We start from the raw sequence: 26,239 nt of genomic DNA on the forward strand, positions 1-26,239 counted from the left end.
CTCTTTAACTCTCAAACTTAAAAGATGAAGTTTATCAGTAAATTCTTCTGGCTCTTTGTAGGGGTGCTGTTCATTTTTTCGGGGCTGATCAAGATAAACGACCCGGTGGGCACGGCCATTAAGTTGGAGGAGTATTTTGATGTCTTCTCGCAGGACATCGCACCGTTTTTCAAAAGCTTTGAGCCCTACTCGCTGTTTTTGTCCATCTTCCTGAGCGCGGCGGAGATTGTGCTGGGCGTGGCGCTGCTGGTGCGCTACCAGCTAAAGGCAGTACTGTGGCTGCTGCTCATCATGATCGTGTTCTTCACCTTCCTTACCTTCTACTCGGCCTATTTCGACAAGGTAACCGACTGCGGCTGCTTTGGCGATGCCATCAAGCTGACGCCGTGGGAGTCGTTTACGAAGGACGTGGTGCTGCTGGTGATGATTGTGGTGCTCCTGTTTACGCAGCAGTACCTGCAGCCCTTCATGCGCGCCTCCTCAGGAGCCATTATCACCATTATTGTCACAGCGCTGTCGGTGGCGGTGGGGTGGTATGCCTACGAGCACCTGCCTTACATCGACTTCAGGGCTTATAAAGTGGGCAACAACATCCCGGAGCTCATGAAACCGTCGGAGCCGCTGCGCTACAAGTACATCCTGACCAAAAACGGGCAGGACGAGGAGTTTGAAGAGTACCCGATGGACACCACCTATACTTTTAAGCAGATGGTGGCCATAAACCCGGAGGCAGGCCCCAAGATTACGGACTTTAACGTGTGGAACGACGAGGGCGACCACACGCAGGAGGTGCTGACAGGCAAAAAGCTGCTGATTATCGTGCACAACGTGGCCAAGGCAGAAACGGATAACATCAAAGCCATCAACGCACTGGTGAAGGCCGCGGAGGCAGCCGGTATTACACCACTGGTGGTCACCAGCAGCAGCGCCGCCGACTTCGAGAAGTTCCGCCACGAGGTAAACCTGGCGGTGCCCTACTACTTCGGCGACGGCACCGTGCTCAAAACCATCATTCGCTCCAACCCCGGCCTCGTGCTACTACAGGACGGCACCGTTAAAGGCAAGTGGCACCACAACGACACCCCAAGTATAGAGGAGGTAAAGGAGGCGCTGGTGCAGAATGAGGAGTAGGTTGCGAACCACCCCCCCTTCCTGACTTCTCTAACTCCCAAACTCTCTAACTTTCTAACTCTCTAACTCCTAATGCGAATCTTCCTGATAGGCATGATGGGCAGCGGCAAAACCACGCTGGGGCGGCAACTGGCCGGGCGGCTTGGCTATACGTTCGTGGACCTGGACGAGTACCTGGTGCAGCGTGAGGGGCAAAGTATAGCGCAGATTTTTGAGCGGCAGGGCCAGGAGCACTTCCGGAGGCTGGAGCGGCAGGCGCTGGAGGAGGTGGTGCAAGCCCATGAACAGGCCGTGATCTCTACCGGGGGCGGGGCTCCCTGCTTTTTTGATAACATAAATTACATCAACCAGCATGGCACCAGCATCTACCTGAATGTGCCGGTAGAGCAGCTGGTAGAGAGACTTTTAGCACAGGGCCTGGAAGAGCGGCCGCTCCTGGCTGGCAAAAGCCCTGCAGAATTAAATTCCTTCCTGGCCGAAACATTAACCCACCGAAAGCAGTTCTACGAACGCGCAACCATTGCGCTCTCAGACGCCCAAGCCTCTGCGGATAACCTGTTAACCCTGCTTAACCTATAGCACCGACACCACGTTAATAAACTTTATACCGGAGGTAATTGGTGGCTAAACTTTAAAAAATAAGTAGTTTTGCAGCACTAACTGATACAGCAACCCAACTATGAAACCTAATCACAAAGGAAGCGCACAGCTTTTCAAGAATCCGGTTCTGGAGAAGATGACCAGGACGCACATCGCCGTGCCTATCTCCATCTTCCTAATCATTGCAACCGGGCTAATCTACTACGGCATTACCCACGGATTTATCAGTATTTTAGAGGCCATCGGCTTCTTTTTCCTGGGGTGGTTTATTTTTACGCTGATTGAGTACCTGGCGCACCGCTACGTTTTCCACATGGACACGGATACGCCCTTTAAGGCGCGCCTGCAGTACCTGTTCCATGGTAACCACCACGAGTTCCCGAAAGACAAGGAGCGACTGGCCATGCCTCCGATTGTAAGTATACTTTACGCTTCGGCCTTCTTCTTTATCTTCAAGATAGTCTTCGGCACTTTTGTGTTCGGGGTAGTGGCCGGCCTGCTGTTTGGCTACGCCATGTACCTGCTGGTGCACTATGTGGTGCATGCCTATCCGCCGCCCAAAAACTTCCTGAAAGAACTCTGGATTAACCATAGCATTCACCATTACAAGGATCCGGAGGCTGCCTTTGGGGTGTCCTCACCGCTGTGGGACTATATTCTGGGCACCATGCCGAAACGAACCAAGAAGTAACTCCAACAAAGTATAAAACAGAAAAAGGGACCTGGTTAAGGTCCCTTTTTCTGTTTTATGCTTGTCTCGTTTATCTCCTGAACTTGCGGAATAGCCAGGTAATCAGCAGCACGATCAGCACGATAATAACGAGGGCTGTCCACATGCCTGCCTTAAAGATGTCTCCTATCACTTCGCAACTGCTCATCGTGAAGGCAAGCAGCACGAGCAGCATCATCAGGAATGGTTTTATAGTTTTCATGGTTTTATACTTTAGATGGTGCCCCGGCCTGTAGTAAACACGGCAACTCGCCGGCCAGCGCAAGTATGACAATATTGCCATGTATATTTACTGCTAAGCCCTTTAAAAGGTTGGCAGGCGAGGTATTACGGCACAAAAGTATAAAGCTTGCGGTGGGCTGCGCTTATCAAATGTGTGATTAAAATAATCTGGAGGTGGGGTTATGTGGTTACTGTATAACCTTGTAGATTTGTAACGTGCGCCACTTTGTAAAGTACATACTGCTCTTTGCCTTTGCCGTGCTGGGCTACTCCGGCTCGGAACAGGGGCGCTATGCAGAAGCAGTTTATACGTTGCCCCGGGCGGCTGAGGCCAATAAAGAGCCGGACAAGCTGTCGGCAAACGAGCTGTACAAATTGGCAGGCCTGCAGCGGGCAGAGGAGCGGGTAAATACTGCACAAAGCCAACCGGCGCCACCATCCAAAGGCAACGCAGGCAGCTTACTGGCGCATAGTTATGCGCTTGAGCTAAAGGTGCAAAGCCTTGTTTCGCAACAGGTGCTGCGTTCAAGGTTAATCTGCCTGAGCCTGACTGTCCGGGAAATCATCTTCCCCTTCCATTACTTCTGGTAATTCATCTATACTTCCGGTAACGGCTGGGCGCGGCCCAGCCTCCTTAAAGCCCTACTGGCATGCTGGTGCATGCTAGGCCGTGGCGTGTAGTTAATTTATAAAAAGAAGTATAGCAAGATGGATTTATCAACCATAATTATAGGAATAATTGCGCTGGCGCTGTTTGTGGTGCCAATTATGTACATCCAAAGGGTACAGAAAAAGAAAGCTGAGAAGCACCTGCATGAGTTTATTGCACAGGGCGAGGCGCAGCAGCTAAAGTTAACACAGCATGAGTTCTGGGATGATTGCTACGGCATCGGCCTTGATGAGGGGCAGCGCAAGCTGTTTTATGTGAGGAAGTTCAAGGACAGGGAGCAGCAGAAGGTAGTGAATCTGGCTGATATGAAGAAGTGCAGCGTATCGAACCTGAGCCGCGAATCGAACGGAACGAAGGTAATTGACCAGATAGAACTGCGTTTCACTCCCCGAGACGCCAAGGCGCAGGATGTATGCCTGGAGTTTTACAGCCGCGAAGTTAACCTGATGCTGGCCGAGGAATTGCAGACTGCCAACAAGTGGAGCACCATCGCCAATGAAGGTATTGCGGCAGCTTCAGCCTCTGTCTCATCTCATACTTCTGTGCCCACAGCATAATCAATAATAAAAGTAAAGTATAAGCCCATACTTAAAGAGGGCCGGGTGTAGCTATCCGGCCCTCTTTCTTTTACAAACATACCAAGCTCATCAGGCGAGGCTCCCTTGTTCTGCCTGTTGCTTTTTTTATAATTTTTTTGACTTTTATTCAGCCGCCGCTCTTACCTAAAGCCTGCACTCATCGTAATGCTTATGGTCGGAAAAGTCATATTTGTGGTCGCCTGGACCACAACTGGCGGTGCCATAAACAAGTAATATATAATATATGCAAGTAAACCTACCCAATAAACCGACCCTGAACGAGGCGGAGGTGGTTGAAACCAAGGTGATGACAGGGGAGAGCGTTCTACAACTGCTTTCGGATGATAGCTTTCTGCTTAGCTGGTCCGGCCTCTACCAATCGTGCCCCTGGGCCACTGTTTTCCAGAGCCATGAGTATGTAAGCGTGTGGTATCAAGTATACCATCGGCAGCATTTGCCGATTATGGTGAAGGAAGAAACAGGAGGCAGACTTACAGGCCTCCTGACATTGGCTAAAGATGTAAAAGAGCTTGGGATTACGGCAGCCGGAGGGTGGAACGCCTACTATCATGCCTGGCTTGTGGCGGATTATGGCGATAACAGGTTTATAAAGAACGCCCTAAGCCTGGTCAGGCAGAAGTTTCCCGGGCAAAAAATCACGTTTAAGTACATCCCCCCTCAAACCCCTCTTGGCTGGTTAGTCGGGGATACCTACTGGAGCAGGCGGCACGTTATCCGCCCGTTCCTGCGCCCGGTGATGGACTTTAGTGCCCCCGATGTGGGGAAGCTCTTCAGCAAAAAACAGTTCAGGGAGTGCCGCAACCGCCTGAACAGGCTCGGCAGCCTTACCTATGAGCAGATTACGGAGTATGATGCCTTCGTTTCTGTATTGGATGAACTTGCCGACCAATATGACTTCCGGAAGGCGGTGACATTGAATAAAACGCCGTTCAGAAAGAACCTGCAGAAAAAGGAGTTTCTTCTAGCCCTCTTTAAACAGAACATACTTCATGTAACGGTGCTGCGGGTGAACGGCCATATCGCTGCTTCACTTGTGGCCACCGAAGGCAAAAACAAGTGGCTGCACGGTGCCGGTATCAATACGCACTCACCACTATACGGCAAGTACTCTCCTGGCTATTTAATCATGGTGATGCTCGGTCAGCATTTGTACGGAAAAGGGTACCAGGCCTTTGACCTAACCCCGGGAGGGCACGAGTATAAGGAAAGATTAGCCAATACGCACGACCAGCTCTACGAGCTCTGCATCACAAGCCAGTGGGATGCATTATCCACCAGGTTATACTATGACTACCTGAAGGAGGGGAGCAAGTCGATGTTCTCTGGTGCAGGCATCAATCTGAAGCACGTGAAGCATTCTATTGATAAAAAGTTAAAACTTGGGAAAGAAAAGCTGAAACTAGCCAGGCATGGAAGTATAGGTGCCCTGGCCGAGCGGGGCAGTGGGGATGAAAGCAGTATAGTTTTCAGGATTGAACCGGCTAAGATCGATGCTGCAGATAGTGCCCCTGTAAAAGTGAACAGCCTGTGTGATCTCTTAGGTTTTGATGCGGGTGGAGGGGCCATCACACGTTGGGAATTTCTGAAAGAGAGTGTGCAACGATTTGAAAACGGCGAGCAGGCTTATACTTTGGTAAAAGATGGATGCCTTGTAGCTTGTGTGTGGAGGCTCCCGGAGATGAAGCATTCCGGAAAGGAACGTACCTGCTTACCCAATGGGGCGGTGATGCTTGACGGGGTTTACTGCCACGCGGACTCACAAAAAGCCTTACCCGTGTTTATAGCTGCCGTTGCCACACAATTACCTAACCATGGCTCGCCTCTCTACCTAAGAGTCGGCGACACCGACAAAACCATACGCACAGCACTGGAGCAGGCAGGCTTTGCTGTAGAAAGCGTGTTGCGTGACAACTAGCGAATTCTGTTAGGTGCAGGAGGGGGCTGAGTAACTGGCTTTAACGCTGAGCTATAGTATACAAAATAAAAAAGCCACTCATTTCTGAGTGGCTTCTGCTCCCCCTCCTGGGCTTGAACCAGGGACCCCCTGATTAACAGTCAGGTGCTCTAACCAACTGAGCTAAGGAGGAATGTTATGTTCTCGCCGGCAACTGTCTCGCCGTTTGATGATGCAATATTACGGCAGTTAAGCTTAATACGCAAGTATGGCCTTAAAAAAAACTTCTTGGCTAGATTAATTTGCTGTAAATCAATCTGAAAATTTAATTGGTAATGTAGAGCGTGGAGGCAACCAACGAAGTTCGGTACTGCCTCAGGGCCGAAATGGCCGGACCGCCGATGACCTGGCCCTGCAGGTTGAACTGGGAGCCGCAGCAAGGGTCGGTAATGTAGAGTCGTGATTGGTCTACCTCCAGCAGGCAGTCGTTGCCGGGGTCGTAGGTGCAGGTGCGCTCAAAAGCCAGGTAGCTGCCAGCGTTCTGCCGCACTACGATAATGCCCTTATAGCCCTCCGGCAGGTACGCGTAGCCACCATCCTGGCGAAGTTCGGGGTACAGCTGACTGTTAATGTTGAGCTGCGTATTTACCGGCACGTTGGGAATAACGGGGTGGTTGCTGCTGTTTTTGCTGCAGGCACCGGCAAGTATGGTCAGCAGGGGCAGTAGCAGGAGCTTACTTCTCATACGTATAAAATCCTTTGCCCGACTTGCGGCCATGGTGCCCCGCGTCCACTTTCTGTTGCTGAATGCGGCTCGGCCTGAACTTGGCGTCGTAGTGGAATGCTTCGAACATGGAGGTGGTGACTGAAAAATTGGTGTCCACGCCAATCAAATCCATCAGTTCAAAAGGGCCCATCTTAAAGCCACTGGCCTGCATCAGCTTGTCTATTGTTTCCACATCGGCCACGCCCTCTTCCAGCAGCTTCAGGCTCTCTACGTAATAGTGCCGTGCCACGCGGTTCACAATAAAGCCGGGAGAGTCTTTGGCCATCACAGCCGTCTTGTCCAGCTTCTCCGCCAGCTGTTTGATAGTTTGGGCTACCTCCGGGGAAGTGGCTGCGCCGGAGATCACCTCTACCAGCTTCATGATATGAGCCGGGTTGAAAAAGTGCATGCCCACCACGCGCTCCGGGTTGGGCACGGCAGCAGCAATTTGCGTTATCGGAATAGAGGACGTGTTGGAGGCAAGTATGGTATCGGGGGAATTGATGCCGGCCAGGTCTCTGAAGATGCTTTGCTTCACCTCCAGCCGCTCTACCACCGCCTCAATTGCTACATCGCAATGCAGCTGCAGCGTGTCGCCGGTATAGGTGAGGTTGGCAAGGGCAGCCGCTTTCTGAGCCTCGCTCAGCTTTCCCCGCTCAATGCCCTTGTCAAGGTTTTGGATGGTGGTCTGCTGCGCCTTCTCCAGTACCTGTGCGTTGATATCGAACAGGATGGTTTTATACCCTGCCTGCGCACAGATCTGCGCAATGCCCTGGCCCATGGTTCCGGCACCGACTACGCCTATGGTTTTGATATCCTCTAGTTTCATCTTTGGATTGTTGACCGGTGATTAAAGAGACTTATCAGTGGGTAAAAGGATTTTTATGTCTGATAATCCCAATAAAGACATTCGACTTTCGAACTCTATACTTTATAATCGTAGACTGAAGACATAAGAGGAATTATTAAGATAACGCTTTAAAGAAATCATACTTTAATCAATCAAATCCCCTTAATCACTGGTCTAGATAACCCCTTCAAACTGGCGCAGGAAGCGCACATCGTTTTCGGTGAAGAGGCGCAGGTCCTTTATCTGGTACTTCAGCATCGTAATCCGTTCGATGCCCATGCCAAAAGCAAAGCCCGAGTATACTTTCGGGTCGATGCCGGAGCTTTGGAGCACGGCAGGGTCTACCATGCCTGAGCCGCCAATCTCTACCCAGCCACTGCCTTTGCAGATGTTACAGCCTTCGCCTTTGCAGATGAAGCAGGTAATATCGATCTCGGCGCTAGGCTCGGTGAACGGGAAGAACGACGGACGAAAGCGGATTTGGGTGTCCTGGCCGAACATCTCCTTGGCAAAGTAGTACAGCGTCTCCTTCAGGTCTTTAAAGCTCACCCCCTTGTTTACGTACAGGCCCTCTACCTGGTGGAAGACCATGTGCGCACGCGCCGAAATGGCCTCGTTGCGGTACACACGGCCCGGCATAATGCTGCGCAGCGGCGGCTGGTTGTTCTCCATCAGGCGCACCTGCACGGTGGAGGTATGGGTGCGGAGCAGTTTCTCCTTGTCTTCGCTTAGGAAGAAGGTGTCCTGCATCTCGCGGGCCGGGTGGTTTTCCGGGAAGTTCAGGGCAGAGAAGTTGTGCCAATCATCCTCCATCTCCGGCCCCTCAGCTACGTTAAAGCCGATGCGCTCAAAAATGCGCACAATCTCCTGGCGCACCAGCGAAAGCGGGTGGCGTGTGCCCAGCGTATTAGGTATGGTGGGCAGGGTAAAGTCGAAGCCTGTGTCGCCGGCATTGTCGGCGGCGCTGGCCAGTTGCTCCTGCGCCTGGTCAAAGCGCTCCTGGGCCCGGTTCTTCAGGGCATTCAGTTGCTGGCCCACCTCACGGCGCTGCTCCGGCGCTACCGTTTTCAGCCCGTCAAAAAGGTCAGCAATGCGGCCCTTGCGCCCCATGTAGGCAATGCGGAATTGCTCCAACTCGGCAGCGTTGGTAAGCGACGCGGCCTCTATCTCTTGTGCTACTTGTTGTATGTTCTCGACCATAGTATGCAAAGATAATAAATTGACGCGTTCCGCCTCTATTTAGGTCATGCTGAGTTATAAGCGGAGAGTGTTTATCATGAGGGCCAATCGCCCTTACCAAGTATAAACCCCGCGTAGAAGGAAGCGTTGGCTAAGGCACAAGCGGACGCTTGCGCCAGGCAAGTATAAAGTATGGCTTACGCGGACTTGGAAGTCCGCAGCAGTGTCGGTTTGGGGAAGGGGTGCCCGGAACAGCTATTTAAAAGTATAACCAACGTATAAAGTATAGCTTTTCAAGTCAGCCGACTCACAGGCCTGGCAACATCATAGGCACGAGTTGCACATCCGCACCAGCAGGGGAAAGTATAGCACAAGTATAAAATATGGCAGGGAAAAGCTTAATCATGAGCCGGCAGGACTTGGAGCCGGCGCAAAAAAGCAGACGCCCCGGGATCTAATTCCCGGGGCGTCCGTGTTTAAAGGCCATTGTGTGTCCTTCAGATCAACCGACTTCCTTTACGGTATGAGAGGCTACGTACTTCACAAAGTCTCCCACCTTGTCTATCTTCACCTCATCGGGAATCGTGATCTTGAAGTTTTTCTCCAACTCCAGGATGATATCCACCACGTCCACGATATCAAAACCGAAGTCCTTCAGCATTCTGTCTGCCCACAGGCGGTCAGCTTTTATCTCTTTGGTTTTGCTAATGATACGGATAACCTCCTTCTCAATAGCGGTATCTGTTATAAGCATAAATCTATAATGTGTATTCTCTAACTTTTCCGTTTACATGCGCCTCCTGCTGCTGCAGCTTCAGGAAGCCCCGCTTCTCCTTGCCAATCAGCCTGTCCTTCAGCTTCTCGTTAAGCAGGTACATCACCGGCACGATTAGTAACGTAACTGCCGTGGCAAAACCCAGGCCAAAAATAATCGTCCAGGCGAGCGGGCCCCAGAAAGCGGCACTGTCGCCACCCATAAACAGGCCTGCCTCAAACTCCGTGAACAACGTATAGAAGTTCAGGTTCAGGCCCAATGCCAGCGGAATCAGGCCAAGTATGGTGGCGGTGGCCGTAAGCAACACCGGGTTCAAACGTGTTTTTCCGGCCTCTACAATCGCCTCCCTCAGTTCCTTGCCCTCGCTCAGCAGGATGTCCGTAAATTCCACAATAAGTATACCGTTTTTCACCACAATGCCCGCAAGTGCCACAATTCCCACGCCTGTCATTACGACCGAGACATCCATGCCAAAGATGGAGAAGCCCAGCAGCACCCCGATAATGGAGAACAGCACCTCCGACAGGATGATGAACGGCTTGGAGATGGAGTTGAACTGCGTCACCAGAATCAGGAAGATGATGCAGAAGGCCGCCACCAGGGCAATCATCAGGAAGTTTGCCGACTCCTCCTGCTCCTGCTGCTCGCCACCCATACTTATCTCATAGCCCTCCGGCGTCTCGAAGTTCTGCAGCGCCCCCTGTATCTGCTGCACCACCTCGTTGGCGTTGTAGCCATCCAGCACGTTAGACTCCAGCGTTACCACCCGCTTCAGGTTTTTGCGCTTGATGCCTCCATAGGAGTTGGTGTAGTCCACTGTCGCCACCGACGAGAGCGGAATCTGGCGAACGATACCCGTGTTCATATCGCGGTAGGTGATGCGCATGTCCAGCAGCGCGTCGATGTTGTCGCGGTATGGCTCGGCGTAGCGCACCTGAATCGGGTACTCTTCCTCGTCGAGCTTAAACTTGGAGGCCTCCATGCCAAAGATGGCCGTACGCACCTCCTGCCCTATCTGGCCCGTGCTGATGCCCTCGCGGTTGGCGCGCTCCCGGTCTATGTTTACCACAATCTCCGGCTTGCTGTCTTCCAGGTCGGAGCGCAGTTCCTCAATCCCGCCAATCTGCTGCTGGTCGATGTACTGCTTGATTTGCTTCGACATGGCTATCAGTTCCTCAAAGTCCTCTCCGGCCACCTCTATCGAGATAGGCTTACCCACGGGCGGGCCGTTTTGCTCCTGGCTCACGGTAATCTCCGCACCGGGTATCCCCTGCACTGCCTCCCGGATGCCGGTCAGGTACTCGGCCGATGTTTTGTCCGTCTGACGGTCTTTATACTCCACAAAGGCAACGGTAACCTTTCCTTTATGAGATTGTGCCGTGGTGGTGCGGTCGTTTTCATCACCTGCCCCAATCGCTACGTTCGAAATAACCGATTCCACGTCCGGATTGTTTTGGCCAATTACGTTGTACACGCGACGCTCCACAATCTTGGTAACAGAGTCTGTTACAGCCTGATCAGTACCGATGGGCATGTTGATATAAGCATAGACAAAGTTCGGGTCGCTGCTGGGGAAGAACTCCACCTTGGGCGGGCGCAGGGCTGTCAGGATGAACGAGAAAAATAACAGGCCGATGACACCGAAAAACATTCCGATTGGGCGCTTGCCCACCAGCATCCAGCGCAGCAGCCGCTCGTAGCCGCTCATGAAGCGCGGCAGCACACTGCCCTGGAATTTATTGATAAGCCCGGTGAGCACATACTTGTTCAGCAGTATCAGCACCACAAAAAGCATGATCAGGTTGGCCGTGCCATACCAGCCGGCTATGTAGCCAACGGCCGCCACCACCACAGCTATACTTATCAGGACCCAGAATATCCTGCGCGACCGTGGGGTAGACTGTTCCTCGCCGTGCCGCTTCATGAAGGACACCGCAAACACCGGGTTGATGATAAAGGCCACCAGCAGCGACGACAACAGCGTAACGATCAGCGTGATGGGCAGGAAGAACATAAACTCCCCCACAATGCCCGGCCAGAAGGCCAGCGGCAGGAACGGTGCCACGGTGGTGAGCGTACCGGCCAGCACCGGCAAGAACACCTCCCCGGCGGCCACCTTCGCCGACTTCACGATGTTCAGGTTAGTGGTATGGTAGATACGGTGCGTGTTTTCAATCACCACAATGGCGTCGTCCACCACAATGCCCAGCGCCAGCAGGAACGAGAAGAGCACGATCATGTTCAGCGTAAAACCGAAGGTCGGCATCAGGATAAAGGCCAGGAACATGGAAATCGGCACTGACAAGCCCACGAAAATGGCGTTGGTGGTACCCATAAAGAACATCAGGATCAGGGTTACCAGCACAAAGCCGATGATGATGGTGTTGATCAGGTCGTTCAGGGTATGGCGGGTTTGGGTAGACTGGTCGCCTGTTACGGTGATGTGCAGATCTTGGGGCAGCGAGGTGCGCTGCATCTCCTCAATGGTGGCGTGTATCTTGTCCGAAGCCTCGATCAGGTTCTCGCCGCTGCGCTTGATGATGTTGAGCGTGATAACAGGCTCGTTACCCAGGCGTGCGAAGCTTTCCTGCTCTTTGAAGCCCTGCTTCACCTCGGCAATGTCGCGGAGCTTGATGTTGGCCCCCGCCGCCGACTGCAGCACAATGTCCCCGATCTTCTCGGGGTCTACGTACTGGCCCGTCACACGCACCGAGCGCCTTGCTTCGCCTACGGTAATGTTGCCACCAGAGATGGTGATGTTCTCGCGGGCAATGGCGTTGGAGATGTCCGTGAAGGTAACCTGGGCAGCCTGCATCTTATACAGGTCCACGTTTACCTGCACCTCCTTGTCCAGGGCGCCTACCATGTCCACGCGCGTAATCTCGGGGTAGGCCTCAAAGCGGTCCTGCAGGTCCTCGGCGTAGTCCTTCAGCTGGTCCAGGCTGTAGTTGCCCGACACGTTGACATACATAATCGGGAACTCGGAGAAGTTGATCTCCTGGATGTTGGGCTCCTGATCCAGGTCGGTGGGCAGGTCGGCGCGGGCCTTGTCCACAGCATCCCGTACCTGCTGCTTGGCCTCCGGCACCTCCACGTCGGTGTTAAACTCCACGGCGATCATGGAGAAGTCCTGCATGGAGTTGGAGGTAATCTTCTTCACCCCGTTAATGGCCTTCAGCTCCTTCTCGATGGGCCTGGTGATGAGGTTCTCCATATCCGAGGGCGAGGTGCCCGGGTGTACGGTGGCCACCATCACGGTCGGTATCACGATGTCCGGGAAATTCTCCTTCTGCAGATTTACATAGGAGAAGATACCCGCCAGCGTGACGATGAGGGTCATGATATAGATACTGGTCTTGTTGTCGATAGACCAGCTGGTTGGCTTAAACTCTTTCATAGTTTTATACTTTTAGACCTTACTTCTGGGTGAGGCTGTTCTGCGCAAACACCACGGGTTGCCCCTCGTTCACGCTTTTGTAGCCTGCTGTAATCACCATATCGCCCGCGGCAAGGCCGTTGAGCACCTCCACGTTACCGCCATAGCTCAGGCCGGTCTTCACTTCTTTTCGCGTTGCGATGTAGCCATTGTCCTGCTTCCGGGCCACGTACACATAGCTGGTCTTCTCGTCTTTCTGCACCAGGTTTACCGGCAGCGTCACCACATCCTCGTTCTTGTAATCCTCGATGCGCACCACGGCCACCATGTTAGGGCGCAGGGTTACGTCAGCCCCGTTGCGGAAGCGCAATTCTGCGGTGAAAGTGCGGCTGGTCGGGTTGATGAAGCTGCTCACCACGTCCACGGTCATGGGCACTTCTTTTTTCAGGTCGGGGAAGTATACCACGGCCTGGTCTCCTTTCGAAATCCTGTCCAGGTAAGCCTCAGAGATCTCGGCCACGATTTTGCCTCCCTCCAGGTTCACCACCCGGATAATGCCCACGCCCGGCGACACGGCCTCGCCCGTATTCGGGATTACCTCATCCACCACCCCGCTGATGGGCGCCTTGATGTTAAACTGATCGCGCTGCTGCTGCAGGGCTGCCAGGCTGCGCTCCAGCGCCTCCTTGTTGTTTTTGGCCGTGAGGTACTGCATCTCGGTGCCTATTTTCTGGTCCCAGAGGTTTTTCTGCTTCTCGAAGGTCACGTTAGCCAGGTCGAGGCGGGTTTTTACCTCGGCCATGTTCTGCTCCAGCACCTGCGCATCAATCGTGGCCATAGTTTGCCCCTTCGTCACGCGGTCGCCGCGCTCCACGCGCACGCTTGTCAGTACGCCCGGTACTTTGGCGCTCACCAGCACGTTCTGCGTAAAGTCCACGCGGCCCTGCACCTCCAGGTAGTGGCGGAAAGTGTCCTGCGCCAGCGTGGTTACCGACACGGGCACGGTTTTCTGCTGCACGGCCACGGTTTTGCCCTCGGCCTTCAGTTCCGCCTCCAGCTCCTCTATCTGCTTCTGAATGCTGGCCTGCTGCTCTTTCAGGGCATCCAGTTGGGCCTGTTTATCGTTTTCGCCGCCACAGGAGGCAAGACTAAGTATACCTGCAAAAAATACTGTTGCTAAGTTTCGGTTCATGGTCTGATAGTAGATAGGTGTTTTTCGATAGTTTTATTTTGTGAGTAATGTGCCGGTGGCCTTCTCCAGGTTCACCTTGGCGATAAGGGCATCGTAGATGGCGGCGTAATAGTTGGTTTGGGCCTCGCGCAGGTCGGTTTCGGCCGTTACCACCTCCAGGTTGGTACCCACGCCCTCCTGAAACTTAATCTTGGACACACGGGCAATATCCTCGGCCAGGGCCAGGTTCTCCTCCTGCGCCTTCAGCACATCCAGGGCATTGGTCAGCTCGGTGGAGGCCTGCTTCAGTTCCAGGTCTATACTTTGGCGCAGCGTCTCGAAGCCTAACTTGGTGTTCTCCAGGGTCACCCGGCTCTGCTGTATCTGGTAATGCCTGCGCAAGCCATCGAAGATAGGCACCCGCAATTGCGCGCCCACGTAGCCATACTCCAGGTAATTGCTCGTTGTCGTGATATTTCTGAACTCGTTGCTGGCGGCATTGTAACCGTAGCGGGCATTTAAGTATAGCTTGGGCAGATACCCGGAGCGGATGTTGCGCACGTCCAGCTCGGCCAGGCTTTGCTGGGTCTCCAGCAGCGAGTACTCGATACGGTTGCCGTAGTCGAAATTCTGCGGGTACAGCTGGCTCATGTCGATGTCCACCTCCTCAAGCTTATCGGTGAGCAGCACGGGCTGGTGCTGCGGCAGGCCCATCTGGTACTTGAGCAGGTTCTCGCTCAGCTGCAGCAGGCGCTGTGTTTTCTGTTGCTCCACCTTCAGGTTGTTGAGCTGCACGCGCAGGCGGTCCACGTCCAGTTTCTCGGCCACGCCGTTCTCAAACATCACGTTGGTCTGGAACAGCAGCGTGTCGAGGCGGGTGATGTTCTGGTTAAGCAGCTGCATACGCTCGCCACTTACCAGCACGCTATAGTAGGCTTTGCTCACCTGCTCGGCCACTTCTATCTCGCTTTGGGTGGTTGTTCTGCGCGAGAGCTCGGTGTAGGTTTTGGCCGCCTTCAGCCCAATCAGGTAGGAGCCGTCGAACACCAGCTGGCTGGCCGAAAGCACGGCATTGCTGGTATAGGTCGGCGTGAAGGTGATGGGAACAAACGTGCCGGGCGGCGGCGAGTTGGGGTCGTTCGGGTCGTTGAAGAACTCGGCCGGCAGGAAGGTTTGCTGCTGCACAAAGTTATCGCCCACCTCCAGCATCGCGTCTATCTGTGGCAGGCCCATGGCGCGAATCTCTCCCACCCTGCCTTTGGCGCTTTTCTCCTCGTTGCGGGTGGCCTGCAGGCTGGCCCTGTTCTTCAGGGCATAGGTTATACTTTCCTGCAGGCTCAGGCGCATCGTTTCCTGCTGCCCCTGCGCAAAGCTGCCGCTGCACAGCGAAAGTATGGCAAGCAGCAGGCTGATTTGTTTTTTCATAATTTTAGTAGCTTGGTAGTGATTGGTAGTCGTTATTCTTCTTCGGTTATTTGCTTGTATTCATTGATGAGCTTGTGCCCCTTCAGAGTGGCCATCCCCAGCATGTAATGCTCCAGCACCGCCAGCTGCACCTGGCTGATGTTGAACTCATGTGACGGGAACACTTCCCGGTTAAAAGGCAACTCAATCAGGGCCAGGCGCATGCGGGCCAGCACCTCCACGTCCAGATCTTTGCGGTAGAGCCCTTCTTTTATGCCCCGCCGGATGTTGTCCTTCACCTTCTCCAGCATAAAGCCGCTTTTGTGTTTCACCCACAGTTCCCAGCTGTCGGGGTGGTGCCTTTGCAAGTCATGGAAAATAGAGGGGTGTATATCCGAAAACACCTGCTTGGTCAGCGTCATGATGCGGAAGAGCTCTTCCAGGGCGTTGGGGGCCTCGCAGATGTACCCCTCGCACGACTCCTGAATGCTGCGCAGGTAACAGGCCGTAGCATCGTACACCACCTGGTCCTTGTTGCGGAACCACTTGTAAAGCGTCTTCTTCGACATGCCCAGGTGCTGGGCAATGTCGTCCATCGACACGCTCTTAAAGCCCCGCTGGCGGAACATCTCAAAAGCGGCCTTCAGGATTCTTAACTCTATTTCCGACTTCTCTGCTATCTCCATAGTGGTAGTTTGTGCGGCAAAACTATGGAAACATTTTTTGTTTCAAAAGTTTCCTGCTTTAAATTTTGGGACGTTCACAAAGCCTATGAGCCTCATTTATAGCTTTTTTGCAAAGCAAATGGCTCGCGCATTGTCGCTGCCAAATGCCAGATTCCGGGACGAACCGCGGGGTTCTGTACACCAAATTATACTTTCTGCAGACGAACCGGCAGGCATAGTCACCCCTTATCCGGGCAGGTGACACGGGAGTATCCTATAAAAAAAAATTCTTGCTTAAATGCCCAATACTGCCCGCAGCCTGGAGTAACCGGTCCGGCTCAGGGGCACGCGCACCCCGCTCTTGAGCAGGGCCACATGGCTGTCTTTCTCCAGCGGTTCGATGCGGGTGAGCTGGGAAAGTGGGATAATGTAGGAGCGGTGGACGCGCACAAACTGCTTGGGGTCCAGCACGCGCTCGTAGTAGCCCATGGTTTTCTTCTTCAGAAAGAGGCCTTCGGCAGTATATACTTTCACGTAATCGTCGTAGGCTTCCAGGTATAGCACGTCTTTTACCGGGATGATGCGGATGTCGTTGGCGGCCTTGACCACGATGCGCAGGTGCTCCTCGGGCTGCTTGGCGGGCACTTCGGCCAGCTCCTCTACCTTGTTTTCCGCTGCCTTTACACGCTGCTTCTCCTGCCACTTTTCTACGGCGGCATCGAAACGCTCCTGGCTGAAGGGCTTGAGCAGGTAGTCCACGGCGTTGGCCTCGAACGCCTTCAGGGCATACTCATCAAAAGCGGTGGTAAAAATCACCCCAGGCGCCTGCTCCACCAGCTCCAGCATCTCAAAGCCGTTTATTTTGGGCATCTGGATGTCGAGGAAAACCAGGTCGGGGCGGTGCTGCTGGATGGCCTTTATCCCCTCAAAACCATCGCCGCACTCCTGCACTACCTCCATCTCCGGGTGCTTTTGCAGGTATTCTACCACAATGCTGCGGGCCAGCGGCTCATCGTCTATAACTAAACATTTAATCATTTTTCTGCGGGATTTTAATGCTGGTGATAAACTGGTCGTCCTGCTGCTGCGTCTGCAGCAGGTCCTGCCGGGCATAGAGCAGGTAGAGGCGCCGCTGCACGGAGCTAAGGCCGAAGCCGGTGCCCCGCTGCGGGCGCGTGGTGGCGGGATCGTAGGGGTTTTGCACCTGCAGCAGCAAGTGGTGGTCCTGGGCGGTGGCTTTTATACTTATCACCGTATCGCCCACGGTGTCGTAAAGGCCGAACTTGATGGCGTTCTCCACCACGGGTTGCAGCAACAGGACTGGCAGGCGCATGTTCATCGTTTCATTTTGTACTTCAATGGCAGTTTGCAGGCGGTGCCCAAAGCGCACTTTCTCTATTTCTAAGTATAACTCCAGCTGCTTGAGCTCATCGGAGAGAGGCACCTGCTGCTGATCGTCCTTGCGCAGGGTGCCGCGCAGGAAATCAGAAAGTTGTTGTATCATTTTTCGGGCCTGCTCCGGCCGCGCCACCACCAGGGCGCTGATGGAGTTGAGGCTGTTGAACAGGAAGTGCGGCTGCAGTTGCTGGCGCAAAGTATGGAGCTCCGCCTCGCGGGCCAGTTTTTCGGCGGTGGCACGGCGCTGCTCGTCCTGCTGCCTTTCCAACGTATAAAACCAGAACCAGCTCAGCAGCAAAAGCAGCAGCACCAGCAGCCAGGTAAACACGAAGCGCGCCGGCAGGGTGGCATCCACAAAATCGAGGTACACCACATCTCCTTTGTGGACTCTGGTGGTAAGCCAGTAAAAGACCATGGTGCTGAGCACGGCCAGGCCCATGCTCCAGGCCAGCAGGTAAGCCGCCTCTTTTATACTTGGCTGGTAGTAGCGCAACCCAGCCCCCATGGCATAGCCCCCAATGGTGAGCAGCAGGTTGGTCAGCAGGGCATCCGATACCGCCACTGTCAGGCTAAAGCCCGCCGTCCAGATCAGCACGGCCTGCACCACCGCCCAGAGCAGCGCCCATCCCAGGTAAGCAAGTATAATCCGGCTCGGAGACATGTGAGAGTTTAAGAGTTTTGGAGTTAGAGAGTTAGAAGGTTAAAAAGTTAGAAAGTTTGGCGTAGAGTGAATTTACCAGTTATCAACTCAATTCTAACAACCAACAACTAACAACTAACAACTAACAACTAGGAAAGCCTATACTTAGTAGCTCTTGAGCTGGAGGCCGCCGAAGAGCGAGGTTCCTTTCAGGATCAGCACCTTGCTGGGGTCGTAGCCGCCGGGCATAATCGGGCGCTTGTCGTCGATTCCGCCCAGGATAGCCACCATCTCTGACTTTACCTCCCAGTGCGGCGGTATGATGAGTGTGGTGCCCCCAAAGATCTGCGTCGCCTCCAGCACAACCGGGTGCTGGATGTCGGCCTGGCTCAGGTTCAGTTCTGTGCCCCCGAACACGCTCACCACCTCTCCGCCCAGGAAGTTCTTCGAGATGATGTTTTTCTTGATGCCCCCAAGTATGGCCACCGCGTCCACAATATCTTCTGTGCCGTATGCACTGTTCTCTGAGGTTGCGTATGTGCCGCTCTCCGGCTCTGTGGCCCCGCCCGTACTTTCGTGGCTGTACTCCGGCTGCCGATGTTGCGTGGTGTGGCTGCCCGGAGCAGGCGGGAAAGTATGGAAGTGGTCCCGCCGGCCGCGCGGTTTCAGCATCACCCACAGGCCAATGCCTATCAGCAGGATTGGCCAGAAGTAGATGCGCAGGTTAAAGCCCGTCACCAGATCGTTAATCAGGAAAATTGTGCCGAGGAGCACCAGAATCAGCCATCCCGGCTTGCGGAAGTTATGCCTGAAGCCAATGAAAAGGCCCAGCACGATTAAAAACATCTGCCACGAGAACACCCAGCCAGGCAGGAAGAAGATGTGCAGCTTTGAGGCAAGTATAGCCAGGCCCACCACAATCAGAAGCATGCCTGCTATCACTTTGCCGCTGGTGCCTCCGCGGGGCTCGGGCCAGTGGTCGCCATAGTTTTGGTTCGGAGATTGGTTTCTGTTTTCCATAGTTCCTTTTGTTTTAATTTCTGTTGTAAAGGTACTGTAAATGTGCCCGCCCGTCTAGGACGAATAGGCAGGCCCGGGGGAGAAGTCGGTAAGCGGTGGGTTTGCGTCGGTAAGCTACGAAAGCCGGGGTGTTTCTGCAATTCACCGATGGGGGGCTGTGGGTTATGGTTGTTGCTTTTACAGCTAGAGGCGGGCTGTACTTTTCTGAATCAGGATTTTCAGGATGAAAGGAGTGGCAGGATTTTATACTTTCGGCTATACTTCATACTTTCTCTTGGTGGAGCAGGCGTCCGTTTGTGCCTTGCATGAACCGCTGCTTCGTGCAGCTCCCCGCTGGCGCGGGTTTGTAACCCGTGCCTAAACTATGATGTTGAGTCTCTGACTCGACTGGCTTAAAAAGCCATACTTTATACTTTGGCTATTCTTTAAGATAGCTGTTCCGGACATCTTTGTCCAGAACCTCTCTGCTGCGGACCTCCAAGTCCGCGTAAGCCATAGTTATACTTGCCAGTTTATACTTCCTATAGCCACCGCTTCCTTCCATTTGAAGCAAGCTATCCTTATTAGCTGCCGTTCATCCTCCAGTTCCCACAAGCGGCTCGTTTCACCTCCAACTTGGCTACCTCAAGGCCGGGAGGGCTCGCCTTCGGGCATCGCGCTGCTTTCGCTTCCTTTGCTACCCTTCGGTCGCAATGCCCTTCGGGCACCGGAACCTCTCGAGGCGCTCAACCCAAAGGCTGGGATAAGGTCGATAGCTACGGCTTTTGCTACTGGAAAGGAAAGCATAAAATAGTAGAATAGAAACTGTCCCCTTAAGGACAAGTGAGAACGAGAGTTCGAAACTTGCGAGCAAAGCTCAATAGGGGTGTAATCGTTACCAGAAATCCCCTCTTGGGATGGGGGTGGGTTTATACGTTGTAGAGACAGGTTCCGACCTGTCCGCACGAGAAATGGGGCCATGAAATTTATACTTCAGCCCAGAGTAATCACAGACTCCCCTCCTTGGCTAAGGAGGGGTAGGGGTGGTTGGACTCGGTGCAACTAAACTCCCTCCACCGTTCTTAGGGGAAGGCCGGCGTGAGAGAAGGAACTGGTTATACCTTAAAAAAAACAAAAAGCGCTGCAGGTTGGCCTGCAGCGCTTTTTCACGCCTCTTCAAAAGTATAAATGGCGCAAGGATACCGGGTAGCAGCAGCTTCTTGGGCCGTTGCCAGTTTGTTTTCTAACAATAAGTATAAATCAGTGTAGTAAAGTATAGCAATAGGCAAATTAGAAAATAGAGATTCTATAAGCTTTCAGTTTCTTGTCGAGCTCCCTTGCGTTGCCGCATACACTGTCGAGCAGTGCCCAGAAGCGGGGGCCGTGGTTCTTCTCCACCGTGTGCGCCAGCTCGTGCAGAATCACGTAGTCGCAGAGAGCGTCGGGCAGGCGCATCAGGTGCAGGTTCAGGTTGATGTTGTTGGTATGCGAGCAGCTGCCCCAACGGCTCTTGGCGTTCTTGATGAACACGTTCTGGTACGCAAACCCAAACTTCTCGGCAAAGTAGGCCACCCGCTGCGGCAAATGCTGCTTGGCTTCCTTGCGGTAGGCTTCTTCTATCGAGCTGCGGATAAACTTCTGTACATCCGCATCCTGCACCTCCTTAAAAGCGGGGTAGAACACGTTGATGTAGCCCTCCTGGATAACGCAGCGCATGTCGTAGCGGGCGTGGGTGAGCAGGCGCAGCTTGTGGAACTTGGTTCTGAACTCGGAGTTGTGGTCGTAAACCGTTACCCGTTCCTCCTGTTGCTGCATGCGCGCCTGGTGTTCCTTAATCCAGTCGGTTTTGGTGTAGATGAGCTGTTCGGCTTTCTCAAAGCTGATGTGCGGTGGCACGGCTACGCGCACCCCCTTTAACGGACGAACGCTGATGCTCAGGCGCTTGGCTTTATCGCTCCGCTCAAACAGCACCTTTCCAATCCCGTCGATATGCAGGTTGACGGATGTAAGACGTAAGAATGATGAAGACACTGGCTAAAAGTTAAAGTACAAATTCTTTCGGCCAAAGATAGTTATTAATTTAATTTAAAAAAGCCTAAGCTGCGAGCTTTTATGGCTTTTATTTTAAATTAGTGTATTGATATTGTGCTATATTAAACAAAATAAAGGCAGAAGTTATCCTGAGAAAGAGCGCTTTTAAATGCCTTTGTTAGCTATATAAAGTACAAGAAAACAGCGGCAGGCTATACTATAACCTGCCGCTGCATCGAATAGGGTAAAGCAATCTGTTTTAACGTACGTTTCCGCCGGAGGGCATGTCGTCATGCGGGTTCTTGGGCGCACGGCTGCTGTCGGTGGTGGAGGAGCGCTCCGACGACTCGTGCGTGCCCTTGCCTCCGCCGTGGTGGCCTTCGGAAGCATGGTGGGCATCAGGCGTGGTGTGCTCCTGCTGCTTTTTATTTTTCTTTTCCTCGTCTTTTTTCTTGTTCGTTTCCATAGTATGGCGTTTTAATTAGATTAAGTATAGGAACAGTATCAGGTTGAAGTATAAAAGAGAACTTTCATTCTGAAAGAAACCTGGTAGAAGGGCGGTTAGGCAAATGCGGCTTGCCCACAAGATCCTTTCAGGATGACAGCATTATAGAAATGCTATCCACATCTATACTTTAAACGTCTTCGGTCCTTTATCTAGCCTTCTTTTGTCCTGGTACTTTAGTAATTGGGTCTTGTTTCGGTCTGGATGTCGCCGGCAGAGCGGTCGCTATACTTGGGGGTGCCGAAGGAGATGTCAGCGTCGTGCTTTTCAGGCGCATGAGGCTCCTGCTCTCTCGGTGTTACCCTGATAGGGCGGGTGGCCTCCCACTCCCTGAACTTATCCAGTTCGGTTTTTATACCCGCCATAAACCAGGCCAGCAGGCTGGCGTCGTCCAGCAAGCCAATCACCGGAATCACGTCCGGGATTATGTCTATTGGCATCAGGAAATAAATCAGCACGGCCACACCGCCTACTAGCGTGGCAGTAGGGATGCCTTTGTACTCACCGGAGCTGGCCGCTTTTATCATGCGCGTCAGCAGCTGCAGGTTTTCCCATACTTCGCCGGCGATGGCGCCTACGCCTTTCTTGGCAGTGGCTTTTTTTAGGGTGTCGCTGATTAGTTTGGCTACCTGGGTCGGGTGTTTCAGGTAAGCTTCTGCTTTCTCCAGCAACCTCTTAAAAAGGGGGGTGTCGGCTATCTTTTTTCCTTCAGGGCCTGTGTTGTTCTCTGTCATGCTTGTCGTGTGCTATACTTTAAAAGTGGTGTGGTTGGGCTGTAGCCGCCAACGGGGGCGCAAGTTGCGTAAACAAACGGTAACCTTCCTATACTTTCTCCCTATAAAATTGTTTTGCCGGGAGGGATGTTTTTAGCGCAGCCCTGCCGGGGCAGAAACCGGCCAAGCGGTTAACAGGCAGCTGCTTCCCAATGTTTTGCAGGTGCCGCCCCGGACGCACTGGTAAAGTATAAACTGGCAGGGATGCGGCTAATTTACGCGGCCGGCGGCGTAAAAATAGTTGCGGTAGTAGGGCTCCGACAACGAGCTGACCATCACGCCGCCATTAGTGGCCGAGTGGATAAACTTGTTGTTCTTGAGGTAAACACCCACATGGAAGATGGGCTCTTTGGAGCTGCGGCGGAAGAAGACCAAATCGCCGGTGCGGAGGCTGTCTTTCTGTATGTGGGCCACATCCTCGAACATCGTATGGGAGCTGCGGCTGAGGGTGATGCCGTACACTTCCTTATAAAGGCTGGTAACAAAGCCCGAGCAGTCGGTGCCGCGCTTGCTGCTGCTGCCGAAACGGTAGGGGGTGCCAATCCATTTAGAGGCTTCCTCCACGAGTGTGCGGTAGTCCGGGTTTCGGAACCTGAGGCCCAGCTTCCTGACGTAATACTCCTCGTACTCCGGCTGGGCTTCCTCTTCTGGCGTAAGGGCGTCGGCCCACATGTGTGGCACGTAGGCAGGTGCGGCAAAAGGCGCCACAATAGCATATGTCTCGTTCGCTGGTTCAGTGGCCGGTGCGTTTACAGGAGCCACCTCGTACAGGTAAGACAGCGCCAGCGACAGCATCGCCAAAACACTAAGTATAACTGCCTTTTTCATAGAATTAACCATATGCCAGGCTTCCTGGAGGCGCCTGTAAATGTAACTTTCAGAACTATCGGCAGGCGTTACGTAGGGTGCCGGATAAGCCAATACAAGGCAAAAGTAAACCATAGCAGCCTAAGTGCCAAACTATACCATACCGCTTTGGTAGAGCAACTGTTGCGCCTTTAACAGGTATCAGGCAACCTCAGGGGGCTGCAAGGCAGTATATTTGCGTATACTTTCCCTAGAATAAAGTGCTGTTTTAAGCCTATGGATTTTAAAGTTGTAGAACGCTCGCCTTTTGCTCGTATTGCGCGCATGGTGCTAAAAAGCAGCAATGTGGCCATGGTGCTGGGCAAAACCATACACCTGAGCGGCGTGAGCCGGGACACGTTCCTGAAGGACGAGGGCTGGCTGGCGCACGAGCTGTGCCATATCCGGCAGTTCCGGGAGCACGGTTTTTTCCGGTTTCTGTGGCTGTACCTGAAAGAGTCGTGGCGGGTGGGCTATTACAACAACAAGTTTGAGGTGGAGGCCAGGCTGGAGGGCATGAAGCACCGCCGCCACTTGAACCCCTCGCAAAAAGCAGCCAGCGCCATTACGCCCACAGAAGCCCCGCTGCCCATCGACACGAAGAGAACGGAGTAGGGCAAGTTTGTAAGAGTCTGGAGAGTTTGGGCAAAGGAATTTTAGACAAAGGACAAAAGACTGCTAAAGCTTAGACTGCGGTTAACCCACCCCTTAGCCCCTCCCAAGAGGGGAATTTCGCATAAATGTAAGTTACTCCCCTCATTGGAGCAGGGGCCTTAAGTTCTACCGGGACTGTCCCCTTGAGGGGACTATAGGGGTGTAATCGTTAACAGATATTTCCTTCCTGGCAGGGGCGGGGTAGGTTTGCAGAAGCAAGTGAATAGCTAGTCTCAACTTAAGATTATAAATAGCGGCCGGGAACAGGTAAAGCCTTAGTTCCAGGCTGCTATTTGTGTGTATTGCACAAACGCTTCTTATTCTTTATTTCTCGCCGGTAGCAACCTTGCGCCCGCTTCTGGACCACTCGCTCCAGGAACCCACGTATAGCTTCGGCATCTCCAGTCCGGCGTAGTCCATAGCCAGCAGGGTATGGCAGGCTGTAACACCGGAGCCGCAGTGCACCATCACCTCTTCCGGCTTTCGGCTGCCCAGGGCCTCTTTATACTTTGCCCGGAGCTCTTCCTGCGGCAAATAAAAGCCGTTGCTGTCGAGGTTGGAAGTATAGGGGATGTTTGTGGCGCCCGGAATGTGGCCGGCCACCAGGTCGATGGGCTCTACCTCGCCACGGAAGCGGGCTGCGGCCCGTACGTCTATCACCAGGTTCTCGGGGTGCTGCACGGCCTGCTCTACCTCCTTCACGGTAGCCATAGGTAACTGCCAGCCCTGCTGCGGGTAAGGAGGCTGCAGCGTAGGCTGCTCCGCCTTGCCACTTACCGGAACACCGGCTGCCACAGCGGCACTATAGCCTCCGTCCAGCACCTGCACCTTCTCATGGCCCAGGGCGCGGAGCATCCACCAGAAACGCGCAGCGGCGTTGGCCCCGCTTGCATCATCATACACCACTACGTGGCTGTCAGGCTGTATTCCGAGCTGGCCCACAAAATCCGCAAACTCCGCAGCGCTCGGCAGCGGGTGCCTGCCGCCTACGGCCGGGTTATCAGTCGGACGGGCCAGATCGGTTTCCAGATCGGCAAACAGTGCGCCCTGCAGGTGTTCTGATTTATACTTGTCGCGGGCATCCGGGCCGGAGCGGGCGTCTATGAGGATAGGCGCCTCCTGGTGTAGCAGTGTGAGCAATTCCTGTGGCTTGATGATCGGCTTCATAGTTTTTTGTTGCTGTAGCGTTGAAGGGCTGAATTAAAGTATAAAATGTTTGTCGCTGCGGGCTTACTCGCCGCCAGCCACCACGTTCCAGGGGCGCACCTCCCACTCCACAATCAGCCCGTTCTTTACGTAAGGGTCGTTGTTGGCGAAAGCCTCGGCAGCCTGCGTGTTATCGCCCTTAAAGATAAATACGGCACTGTCGGCAGGCTCGGCCAGGGCGCCGGCCATTACCAGGTCTCCTTTGGCATGGTAGGAGTTAATCAGCTCCAGGTGCTCCGGGCGGTAAGCGCCGCGCTTTTCGAGGTAATCTTCGGTGGTTTTGTAAAAAAGGATGTAGTACATGTTTTATGTATGGGTTAGTGAATTTTAACGGTACTCGTGTAAACAGTGTGCGAGGCTGTCGGCCGAAGTAGGATGTTTACACAATGTTAGCGATTGTTATTTTTTCTTTTGGTTTTAATTTGAACGGATTTTACAGACTTATCCGCAAACCTAGATGCCGGCCCAATCCTCTGTGAATTTTTAAAATAAATTTCATCAAGCAAGTCAACTAGTTTTTCTTTTAGATTCTTATCAATTTCTTGTAATTCGTTGTCCTCGTTTATCGAATCGCGAATCTTTTTTCTAAATTTCCTTCTGTCTCTTTTCTCAAGGTATTCTTCACGCTTATTTAGCATTTCAAATATTTGAATACCAGATTGGGTTGTGGCATTGATAACTTTTGGTAATAGTTTAAGAGAAATCCAAATAATAACAATGTTAGTAGCATCTAAATTCTGTAAAAGCCTTTCAATAACGATGAGAACAGAACCAAACCTAATCTCAGATATTTGAATTTGAGCTTCTGGAATTTGTACATAGCGATTGTAGCCAAGTTCGCTTGTCATTCCATCTATTCTGTAGATAATGTCCAAGTAACTGCTAAACTCCCTTACACTTAAGTTTCCAGAGTCAATAGAGATTTCTAATTCAACAGCATTATTATCGAGATTTGACTTTTCGAAGAATAACTTAGTTAGAGCGGTTCCTAGCTTTTGAGGAGAAGATGAAAATCTTTCAATATTTGTCATATGATATTAATTACCGCTAACTTATAGCTAAACGGAAGCCTATTAGGTTTATCTGCACTATATGCGGAGTTTATACTTCCGTGACCGGGCTTTCTAAGCTGGACATAGGAAATTCAATATACTA

Annotated in this window: 26 protein-coding genes and 1 tRNA gene; 7 read left to right on the forward strand and 20 right to left on the reverse strand. The window is 52.9% G+C overall.

Annotated features, from left to right (window positions below):
• The first annotated feature begins 24 nt into the window (after nucleotides 1–24).
• The 3 genes from C8N40_RS02420 (at nucleotide 25) to C8N40_RS02430 (ending at nucleotide 2,422) form a co-directional block, all read left to right on the forward strand.
• On the forward strand, nucleotides 25–1,131 hold the full coding sequence (locus C8N40_RS02420; RefSeq protein ID WP_108210181.1) for a BT_3928 family protein: 1,107 nt from the start codon (nucleotides 25–27) through the stop codon (nucleotides 1,129–1,131).
• Between the two features lie 72 nt (nucleotides 1,132–1,203).
• Complete coding sequence (locus C8N40_RS02425; protein WP_245756194.1) at nucleotides 1,204–1,710, forward strand: shikimate kinase; 507 nt, start codon at nucleotides 1,204–1,206, stop codon at nucleotides 1,708–1,710.
• Between the two features lie 100 nt (nucleotides 1,711–1,810).
• The gene (locus tag C8N40_RS02430) at nucleotides 1,811–2,422 is read left to right on the forward strand and encodes a sterol desaturase family protein (RefSeq protein WP_092101273.1); all 612 of its coding nucleotides are present in this window, start codon (nucleotides 1,811–1,813) and stop codon (nucleotides 2,420–2,422) included.
• Nucleotides 2,423–2,492: 70 nt separating this feature from the next.
• Here the strand turns inward: C8N40_RS02430 and C8N40_RS22565 are convergent, their stop codons facing one another.
• Nucleotides 2,493–2,663, reverse strand: a complete 171-nt coding sequence (locus C8N40_RS22565) for a hypothetical protein (RefSeq protein ID WP_170114003.1) — start codon at nucleotides 2,661–2,663, stop codon at nucleotides 2,493–2,495.
• A gap of 236 nt (nucleotides 2,664–2,899) precedes the next feature.
• On the opposite strand from C8N40_RS22565, the gene C8N40_RS02435 reads away from it, so the two are divergent.
• The 3 genes from C8N40_RS02435 (at nucleotide 2,900) to C8N40_RS02445 (ending at nucleotide 5,867) form a co-directional block, all read left to right on the forward strand.
• A complete protein-coding gene (locus tag C8N40_RS02435) occupies nucleotides 2,900–3,274 on the forward strand; it encodes a hypothetical protein (RefSeq protein ID WP_108210182.1) in 375 nt (124 codons plus the stop codon).
• 117 nt (nucleotides 3,275–3,391) lie between these two features.
• Nucleotides 3,392–3,910, forward strand: a complete 519-nt coding sequence (locus tag C8N40_RS02440) for a hypothetical protein (protein WP_108210183.1) — start codon at nucleotides 3,392–3,394, stop codon at nucleotides 3,908–3,910.
• A gap of 265 nt (nucleotides 3,911–4,175) precedes the next feature.
• Entirely contained in the window at nucleotides 4,176–5,867 is a 1,692-nt protein-coding gene (locus tag C8N40_RS02445) for a GNAT family N-acetyltransferase (protein WP_108210184.1), read from the forward strand.
• A gap of 98 nt (nucleotides 5,868–5,965) precedes the next feature.
• Here the strand turns inward: C8N40_RS02445 and C8N40_RS02450 are convergent.
• The 16 genes from C8N40_RS02450 to C8N40_RS02525 all read right to left on the reverse strand — a co-directional run bounded on the left by C8N40_RS02450 (nucleotide 5,966) and on the right by C8N40_RS02525 (nucleotide 23,206).
• A tRNA-Asn gene (locus C8N40_RS02450) sits at nucleotides 5,966–6,039 on the reverse strand.
• A gap of 132 nt (nucleotides 6,040–6,171) precedes the next feature.
• Nucleotides 6,172–6,591, reverse strand: a complete 420-nt coding sequence (locus C8N40_RS02455) for a QcrA and Rieske domain-containing protein (RefSeq protein WP_108210185.1) — start codon at nucleotides 6,589–6,591, stop codon at nucleotides 6,172–6,174.
• Nucleotides 6,581–7,441 carry a 3-hydroxyacyl-CoA dehydrogenase NAD-binding domain-containing protein gene (locus C8N40_RS02460; RefSeq protein ID WP_108210186.1) on the reverse strand — a complete coding sequence of 287 codons (861 nt, stop codon included), beginning with the start codon at nucleotides 7,439–7,441 and terminating at the stop codon, nucleotides 6,581–6,583. The genes C8N40_RS02455 and C8N40_RS02460 overlap by 11 nt, the downstream gene beginning before the upstream one ends.
• A gap of 195 nt (nucleotides 7,442–7,636) precedes the next feature.
• Nucleotides 7,637–8,662, reverse strand: coding sequence for a phenylalanine--tRNA ligase subunit alpha (gene pheS / locus C8N40_RS02465; protein ID WP_108210187.1), 1,026 nt, complete (start codon nucleotides 8,660–8,662; stop codon nucleotides 7,637–7,639).
• 481 nt (nucleotides 8,663–9,143) lie between these two features.
• Entirely contained in the window at nucleotides 9,144–9,395 is a 252-nt protein-coding gene (locus tag C8N40_RS02470) for an acyl carrier protein (RefSeq protein ID WP_108210188.1), read from the reverse strand.
• A 4-nt stretch (nucleotides 9,396–9,399) separates the two neighbouring features.
• Nucleotides 9,400–12,813: an efflux RND transporter permease subunit gene (locus C8N40_RS02475; RefSeq protein WP_108210189.1), complete on the reverse strand. Its 3,414-nt coding sequence runs from the start codon at nucleotides 12,811–12,813 to the stop codon at nucleotides 9,400–9,402.
• Between the two features lie 19 nt (nucleotides 12,814–12,832).
• Nucleotides 12,833–13,984: an efflux RND transporter periplasmic adaptor subunit gene (locus C8N40_RS02480; RefSeq protein ID WP_108210190.1), complete on the reverse strand. Its 1,152-nt coding sequence runs from the start codon at nucleotides 13,982–13,984 to the stop codon at nucleotides 12,833–12,835.
• A 33-nt stretch (nucleotides 13,985–14,017) separates the two neighbouring features.
• On the reverse strand, nucleotides 14,018–15,388 hold the full coding sequence (locus tag C8N40_RS02485) for a TolC family protein (RefSeq protein WP_108210191.1): 1,371 nt from the start codon (nucleotides 15,386–15,388) through the stop codon (nucleotides 14,018–14,020).
• Nucleotides 15,389–15,420: 32 nt separating this feature from the next.
• Complete coding sequence (locus C8N40_RS02490; RefSeq protein ID WP_108210192.1) at nucleotides 15,421–16,053, reverse strand: TetR/AcrR family transcriptional regulator; 633 nt, start codon at nucleotides 16,051–16,053, stop codon at nucleotides 15,421–15,423.
• A 273-nt stretch (nucleotides 16,054–16,326) separates the two neighbouring features.
• Nucleotides 16,327–17,070, reverse strand: a complete 744-nt coding sequence (locus C8N40_RS02495) for a LytR/AlgR family response regulator transcription factor (protein ID WP_108210193.1) — start codon at nucleotides 17,068–17,070, stop codon at nucleotides 16,327–16,329.
• Nucleotides 17,063–18,091 (reverse strand): sensor histidine kinase, encoded by a 1,029-nt coding sequence (locus C8N40_RS02500; protein ID WP_108210194.1) that lies wholly within the window; start codon nucleotides 18,089–18,091, stop codon nucleotides 17,063–17,065. Before C8N40_RS02500 ends, C8N40_RS02495 begins: the two co-directional genes overlap by 8 nt.
• 144 nt (nucleotides 18,092–18,235) lie before the next feature.
• Nucleotides 18,236–19,090 (reverse strand): LiaF transmembrane domain-containing protein, encoded by an 855-nt coding sequence (locus tag C8N40_RS02505; RefSeq protein WP_108210195.1) that lies wholly within the window; start codon nucleotides 19,088–19,090, stop codon nucleotides 18,236–18,238.
• Nucleotides 19,091–20,359: 1,269 nt separating this feature from the next.
• The gene (locus C8N40_RS02510; protein WP_108210196.1) at nucleotides 20,360–21,100 is read right to left on the reverse strand and encodes a M48 family metallopeptidase; all 741 of its coding nucleotides are present in this window, start codon (nucleotides 21,098–21,100) and stop codon (nucleotides 20,360–20,362) included.
• Nucleotides 21,101–21,359: 259 nt separating this feature from the next.
• Nucleotides 21,360–21,566: a hypothetical protein gene (locus tag C8N40_RS02515; RefSeq protein WP_108210197.1), complete on the reverse strand. Its 207-nt coding sequence runs from the start codon at nucleotides 21,564–21,566 to the stop codon at nucleotides 21,360–21,362.
• A 215-nt stretch (nucleotides 21,567–21,781) separates the two neighbouring features.
• Nucleotides 21,782–22,339 carry a YkvA family protein gene (locus C8N40_RS02520; RefSeq protein WP_108210198.1) on the reverse strand — a complete coding sequence of 186 codons (558 nt, stop codon included), beginning with the start codon at nucleotides 22,337–22,339 and terminating at the stop codon, nucleotides 21,782–21,784.
• Nucleotides 22,340–22,588: 249 nt separating this feature from the next.
• Nucleotides 22,589–23,206 carry a C40 family peptidase gene (locus C8N40_RS02525; RefSeq protein ID WP_108210432.1) on the reverse strand — a complete coding sequence of 206 codons (618 nt, stop codon included), beginning with the start codon at nucleotides 23,204–23,206 and terminating at the stop codon, nucleotides 22,589–22,591.
• Nucleotides 23,207–23,461: 255 nt separating this feature from the next.
• Between C8N40_RS02525 and C8N40_RS02530 the strand changes: the two genes are divergently transcribed.
• Nucleotides 23,462–23,839: a hypothetical protein gene (locus C8N40_RS02530; protein WP_108210199.1), complete on the forward strand. Its 378-nt coding sequence runs from the start codon at nucleotides 23,462–23,464 to the stop codon at nucleotides 23,837–23,839.
• Between the two features lie 363 nt (nucleotides 23,840–24,202).
• On the opposite strand, the gene C8N40_RS02535 is transcribed toward C8N40_RS02530, so the two are convergent.
• The 3 genes from C8N40_RS02535 to C8N40_RS02545 all read right to left on the reverse strand — a co-directional run bounded on the left by C8N40_RS02535 (nucleotide 24,203) and on the right by C8N40_RS02545 (nucleotide 26,115).
• Nucleotides 24,203–25,045, reverse strand: coding sequence for a sulfurtransferase (locus C8N40_RS02535; protein ID WP_108210200.1), 843 nt, complete (start codon nucleotides 25,043–25,045; stop codon nucleotides 24,203–24,205).
• A gap of 63 nt (nucleotides 25,046–25,108) precedes the next feature.
• A complete protein-coding gene (locus tag C8N40_RS02540; RefSeq protein WP_108210201.1) occupies nucleotides 25,109–25,387 on the reverse strand; it encodes a YciI-like protein in 279 nt (92 codons plus the stop codon).
• Between the two features lie 86 nt (nucleotides 25,388–25,473).
• Nucleotides 25,474–26,115 (reverse strand): hypothetical protein, encoded by a 642-nt coding sequence (locus C8N40_RS02545; protein ID WP_108210202.1) that lies wholly within the window; start codon nucleotides 26,113–26,115, stop codon nucleotides 25,474–25,476.
• Nucleotides 26,116–26,239 lie beyond the last annotated feature (124 nt).

It is taken from the genome of Pontibacter mucosus (assembly GCF_003054055.1).
GTDB classification, from domain to species: domain Bacteria; phylum Bacteroidota; class Bacteroidia; order Cytophagales; family Hymenobacteraceae; genus Pontibacter; species Pontibacter mucosus.

Bases quoted from the DNA above. Each gene is read 5' to 3' on its own strand.
- C8N40_RS02490 (WP_108210192.1), bottom strand. From the start codon at position 16,053: ATGGAGATAGCAGAGAAGTCGGAAATAGAGTTAAGAATCCTGAAGGCC.
- C8N40_RS02425 (WP_245756194.1), top strand. From the start codon at position 1,204: ATGCGAATCTTCCTGATAGGCATGATGGGCAGCGGCAAAACCACGCTG.
- C8N40_RS02460 (WP_108210186.1), bottom strand. From the start codon at position 7,441: ATGAAACTAGAGGATATCAAAACCATAGGCGTAGTCGGTGCCGGAACC.
- C8N40_RS02505 (WP_108210195.1), bottom strand. From the start codon at position 19,090: ATGGAAAACAGAAACCAATCTCCGAACCAAAACTATGGCGACCACTGG.
- C8N40_RS22565 (WP_170114003.1), bottom strand. From the start codon at position 2,663: ATGAAAACTATAAAACCATTCCTGATGATGCTGCTCGTGCTGCTTGCC.
- C8N40_RS02540 (WP_108210201.1), bottom strand. From the start codon at position 25,387: ATGTACTACATCCTTTTTTACAAAACCACCGAAGATTACCTCGAAAAG.
- C8N40_RS02515 (WP_108210197.1), bottom strand. From the start codon at position 21,566: ATGGAAACGAACAAGAAAAAAGACGAGGAAAAGAAAAATAAAAAGCAG.
- C8N40_RS02495 (WP_108210193.1), bottom strand. From the start codon at position 17,070: ATGATTAAATGTTTAGTTATAGACGATGAGCCGCTGGCCCGCAGCATT.
- C8N40_RS02525 (WP_108210432.1), bottom strand. From the start codon at position 23,206: ATGAAAAAGGCAGTTATACTTAGTGTTTTGGCGATGCTGTCGCTGGCG.
- C8N40_RS02440 (WP_108210183.1), top strand. From the start codon at position 3,392: ATGGATTTATCAACCATAATTATAGGAATAATTGCGCTGGCGCTGTTT.
- C8N40_RS02545 (WP_108210202.1), bottom strand. From the start codon at position 26,115: ATGACAAATATTGAAAGATTTTCATCTTCTCCTCAAAAGCTAGGAACC.
- C8N40_RS02535 (WP_108210200.1), bottom strand. From the start codon at position 25,045: ATGAAGCCGATCATCAAGCCACAGGAATTGCTCACACTGCTACACCAG.
- C8N40_RS02485 (WP_108210191.1), bottom strand. From the start codon at position 15,388: ATGAAAAAACAAATCAGCCTGCTGCTTGCCATACTTTCGCTGTGCAGC.
- C8N40_RS02455 (WP_108210185.1), bottom strand. From the start codon at position 6,591: ATGAGAAGTAAGCTCCTGCTACTGCCCCTGCTGACCATACTTGCCGGT.
- pheS (WP_108210187.1), bottom strand. From the start codon at position 8,662: ATGGTCGAGAACATACAACAAGTAGCACAAGAGATAGAGGCCGCGTCG.
- C8N40_RS02430 (WP_092101273.1), top strand. From the start codon at position 1,811: ATGAAACCTAATCACAAAGGAAGCGCACAGCTTTTCAAGAATCCGGTT.
- C8N40_RS02445 (WP_108210184.1), top strand. From the start codon at position 4,176: ATGCAAGTAAACCTACCCAATAAACCGACCCTGAACGAGGCGGAGGTG.
- C8N40_RS02475 (WP_108210189.1), bottom strand. From the start codon at position 12,813: ATGAAAGAGTTTAAGCCAACCAGCTGGTCTATCGACAACAAGACCAGT.
- C8N40_RS02500 (WP_108210194.1), bottom strand. From the start codon at position 18,091: ATGTCTCCGAGCCGGATTATACTTGCTTACCTGGGATGGGCGCTGCTC.
- C8N40_RS02480 (WP_108210190.1), bottom strand. From the start codon at position 13,984: ATGAACCGAAACTTAGCAACAGTATTTTTTGCAGGTATACTTAGTCTT.
- C8N40_RS02470 (WP_108210188.1), bottom strand. From the start codon at position 9,395: ATGCTTATAACAGATACCGCTATTGAGAAGGAGGTTATCCGTATCATT.
- C8N40_RS02530 (WP_108210199.1), top strand. From the start codon at position 23,462: ATGGATTTTAAAGTTGTAGAACGCTCGCCTTTTGCTCGTATTGCGCGC.
- C8N40_RS02420 (WP_108210181.1), top strand. From the start codon at position 25: ATGAAGTTTATCAGTAAATTCTTCTGGCTCTTTGTAGGGGTGCTGTTC.
- C8N40_RS02520 (WP_108210198.1), bottom strand. From the start codon at position 22,339: ATGACAGAGAACAACACAGGCCCTGAAGGAAAAAAGATAGCCGACACC.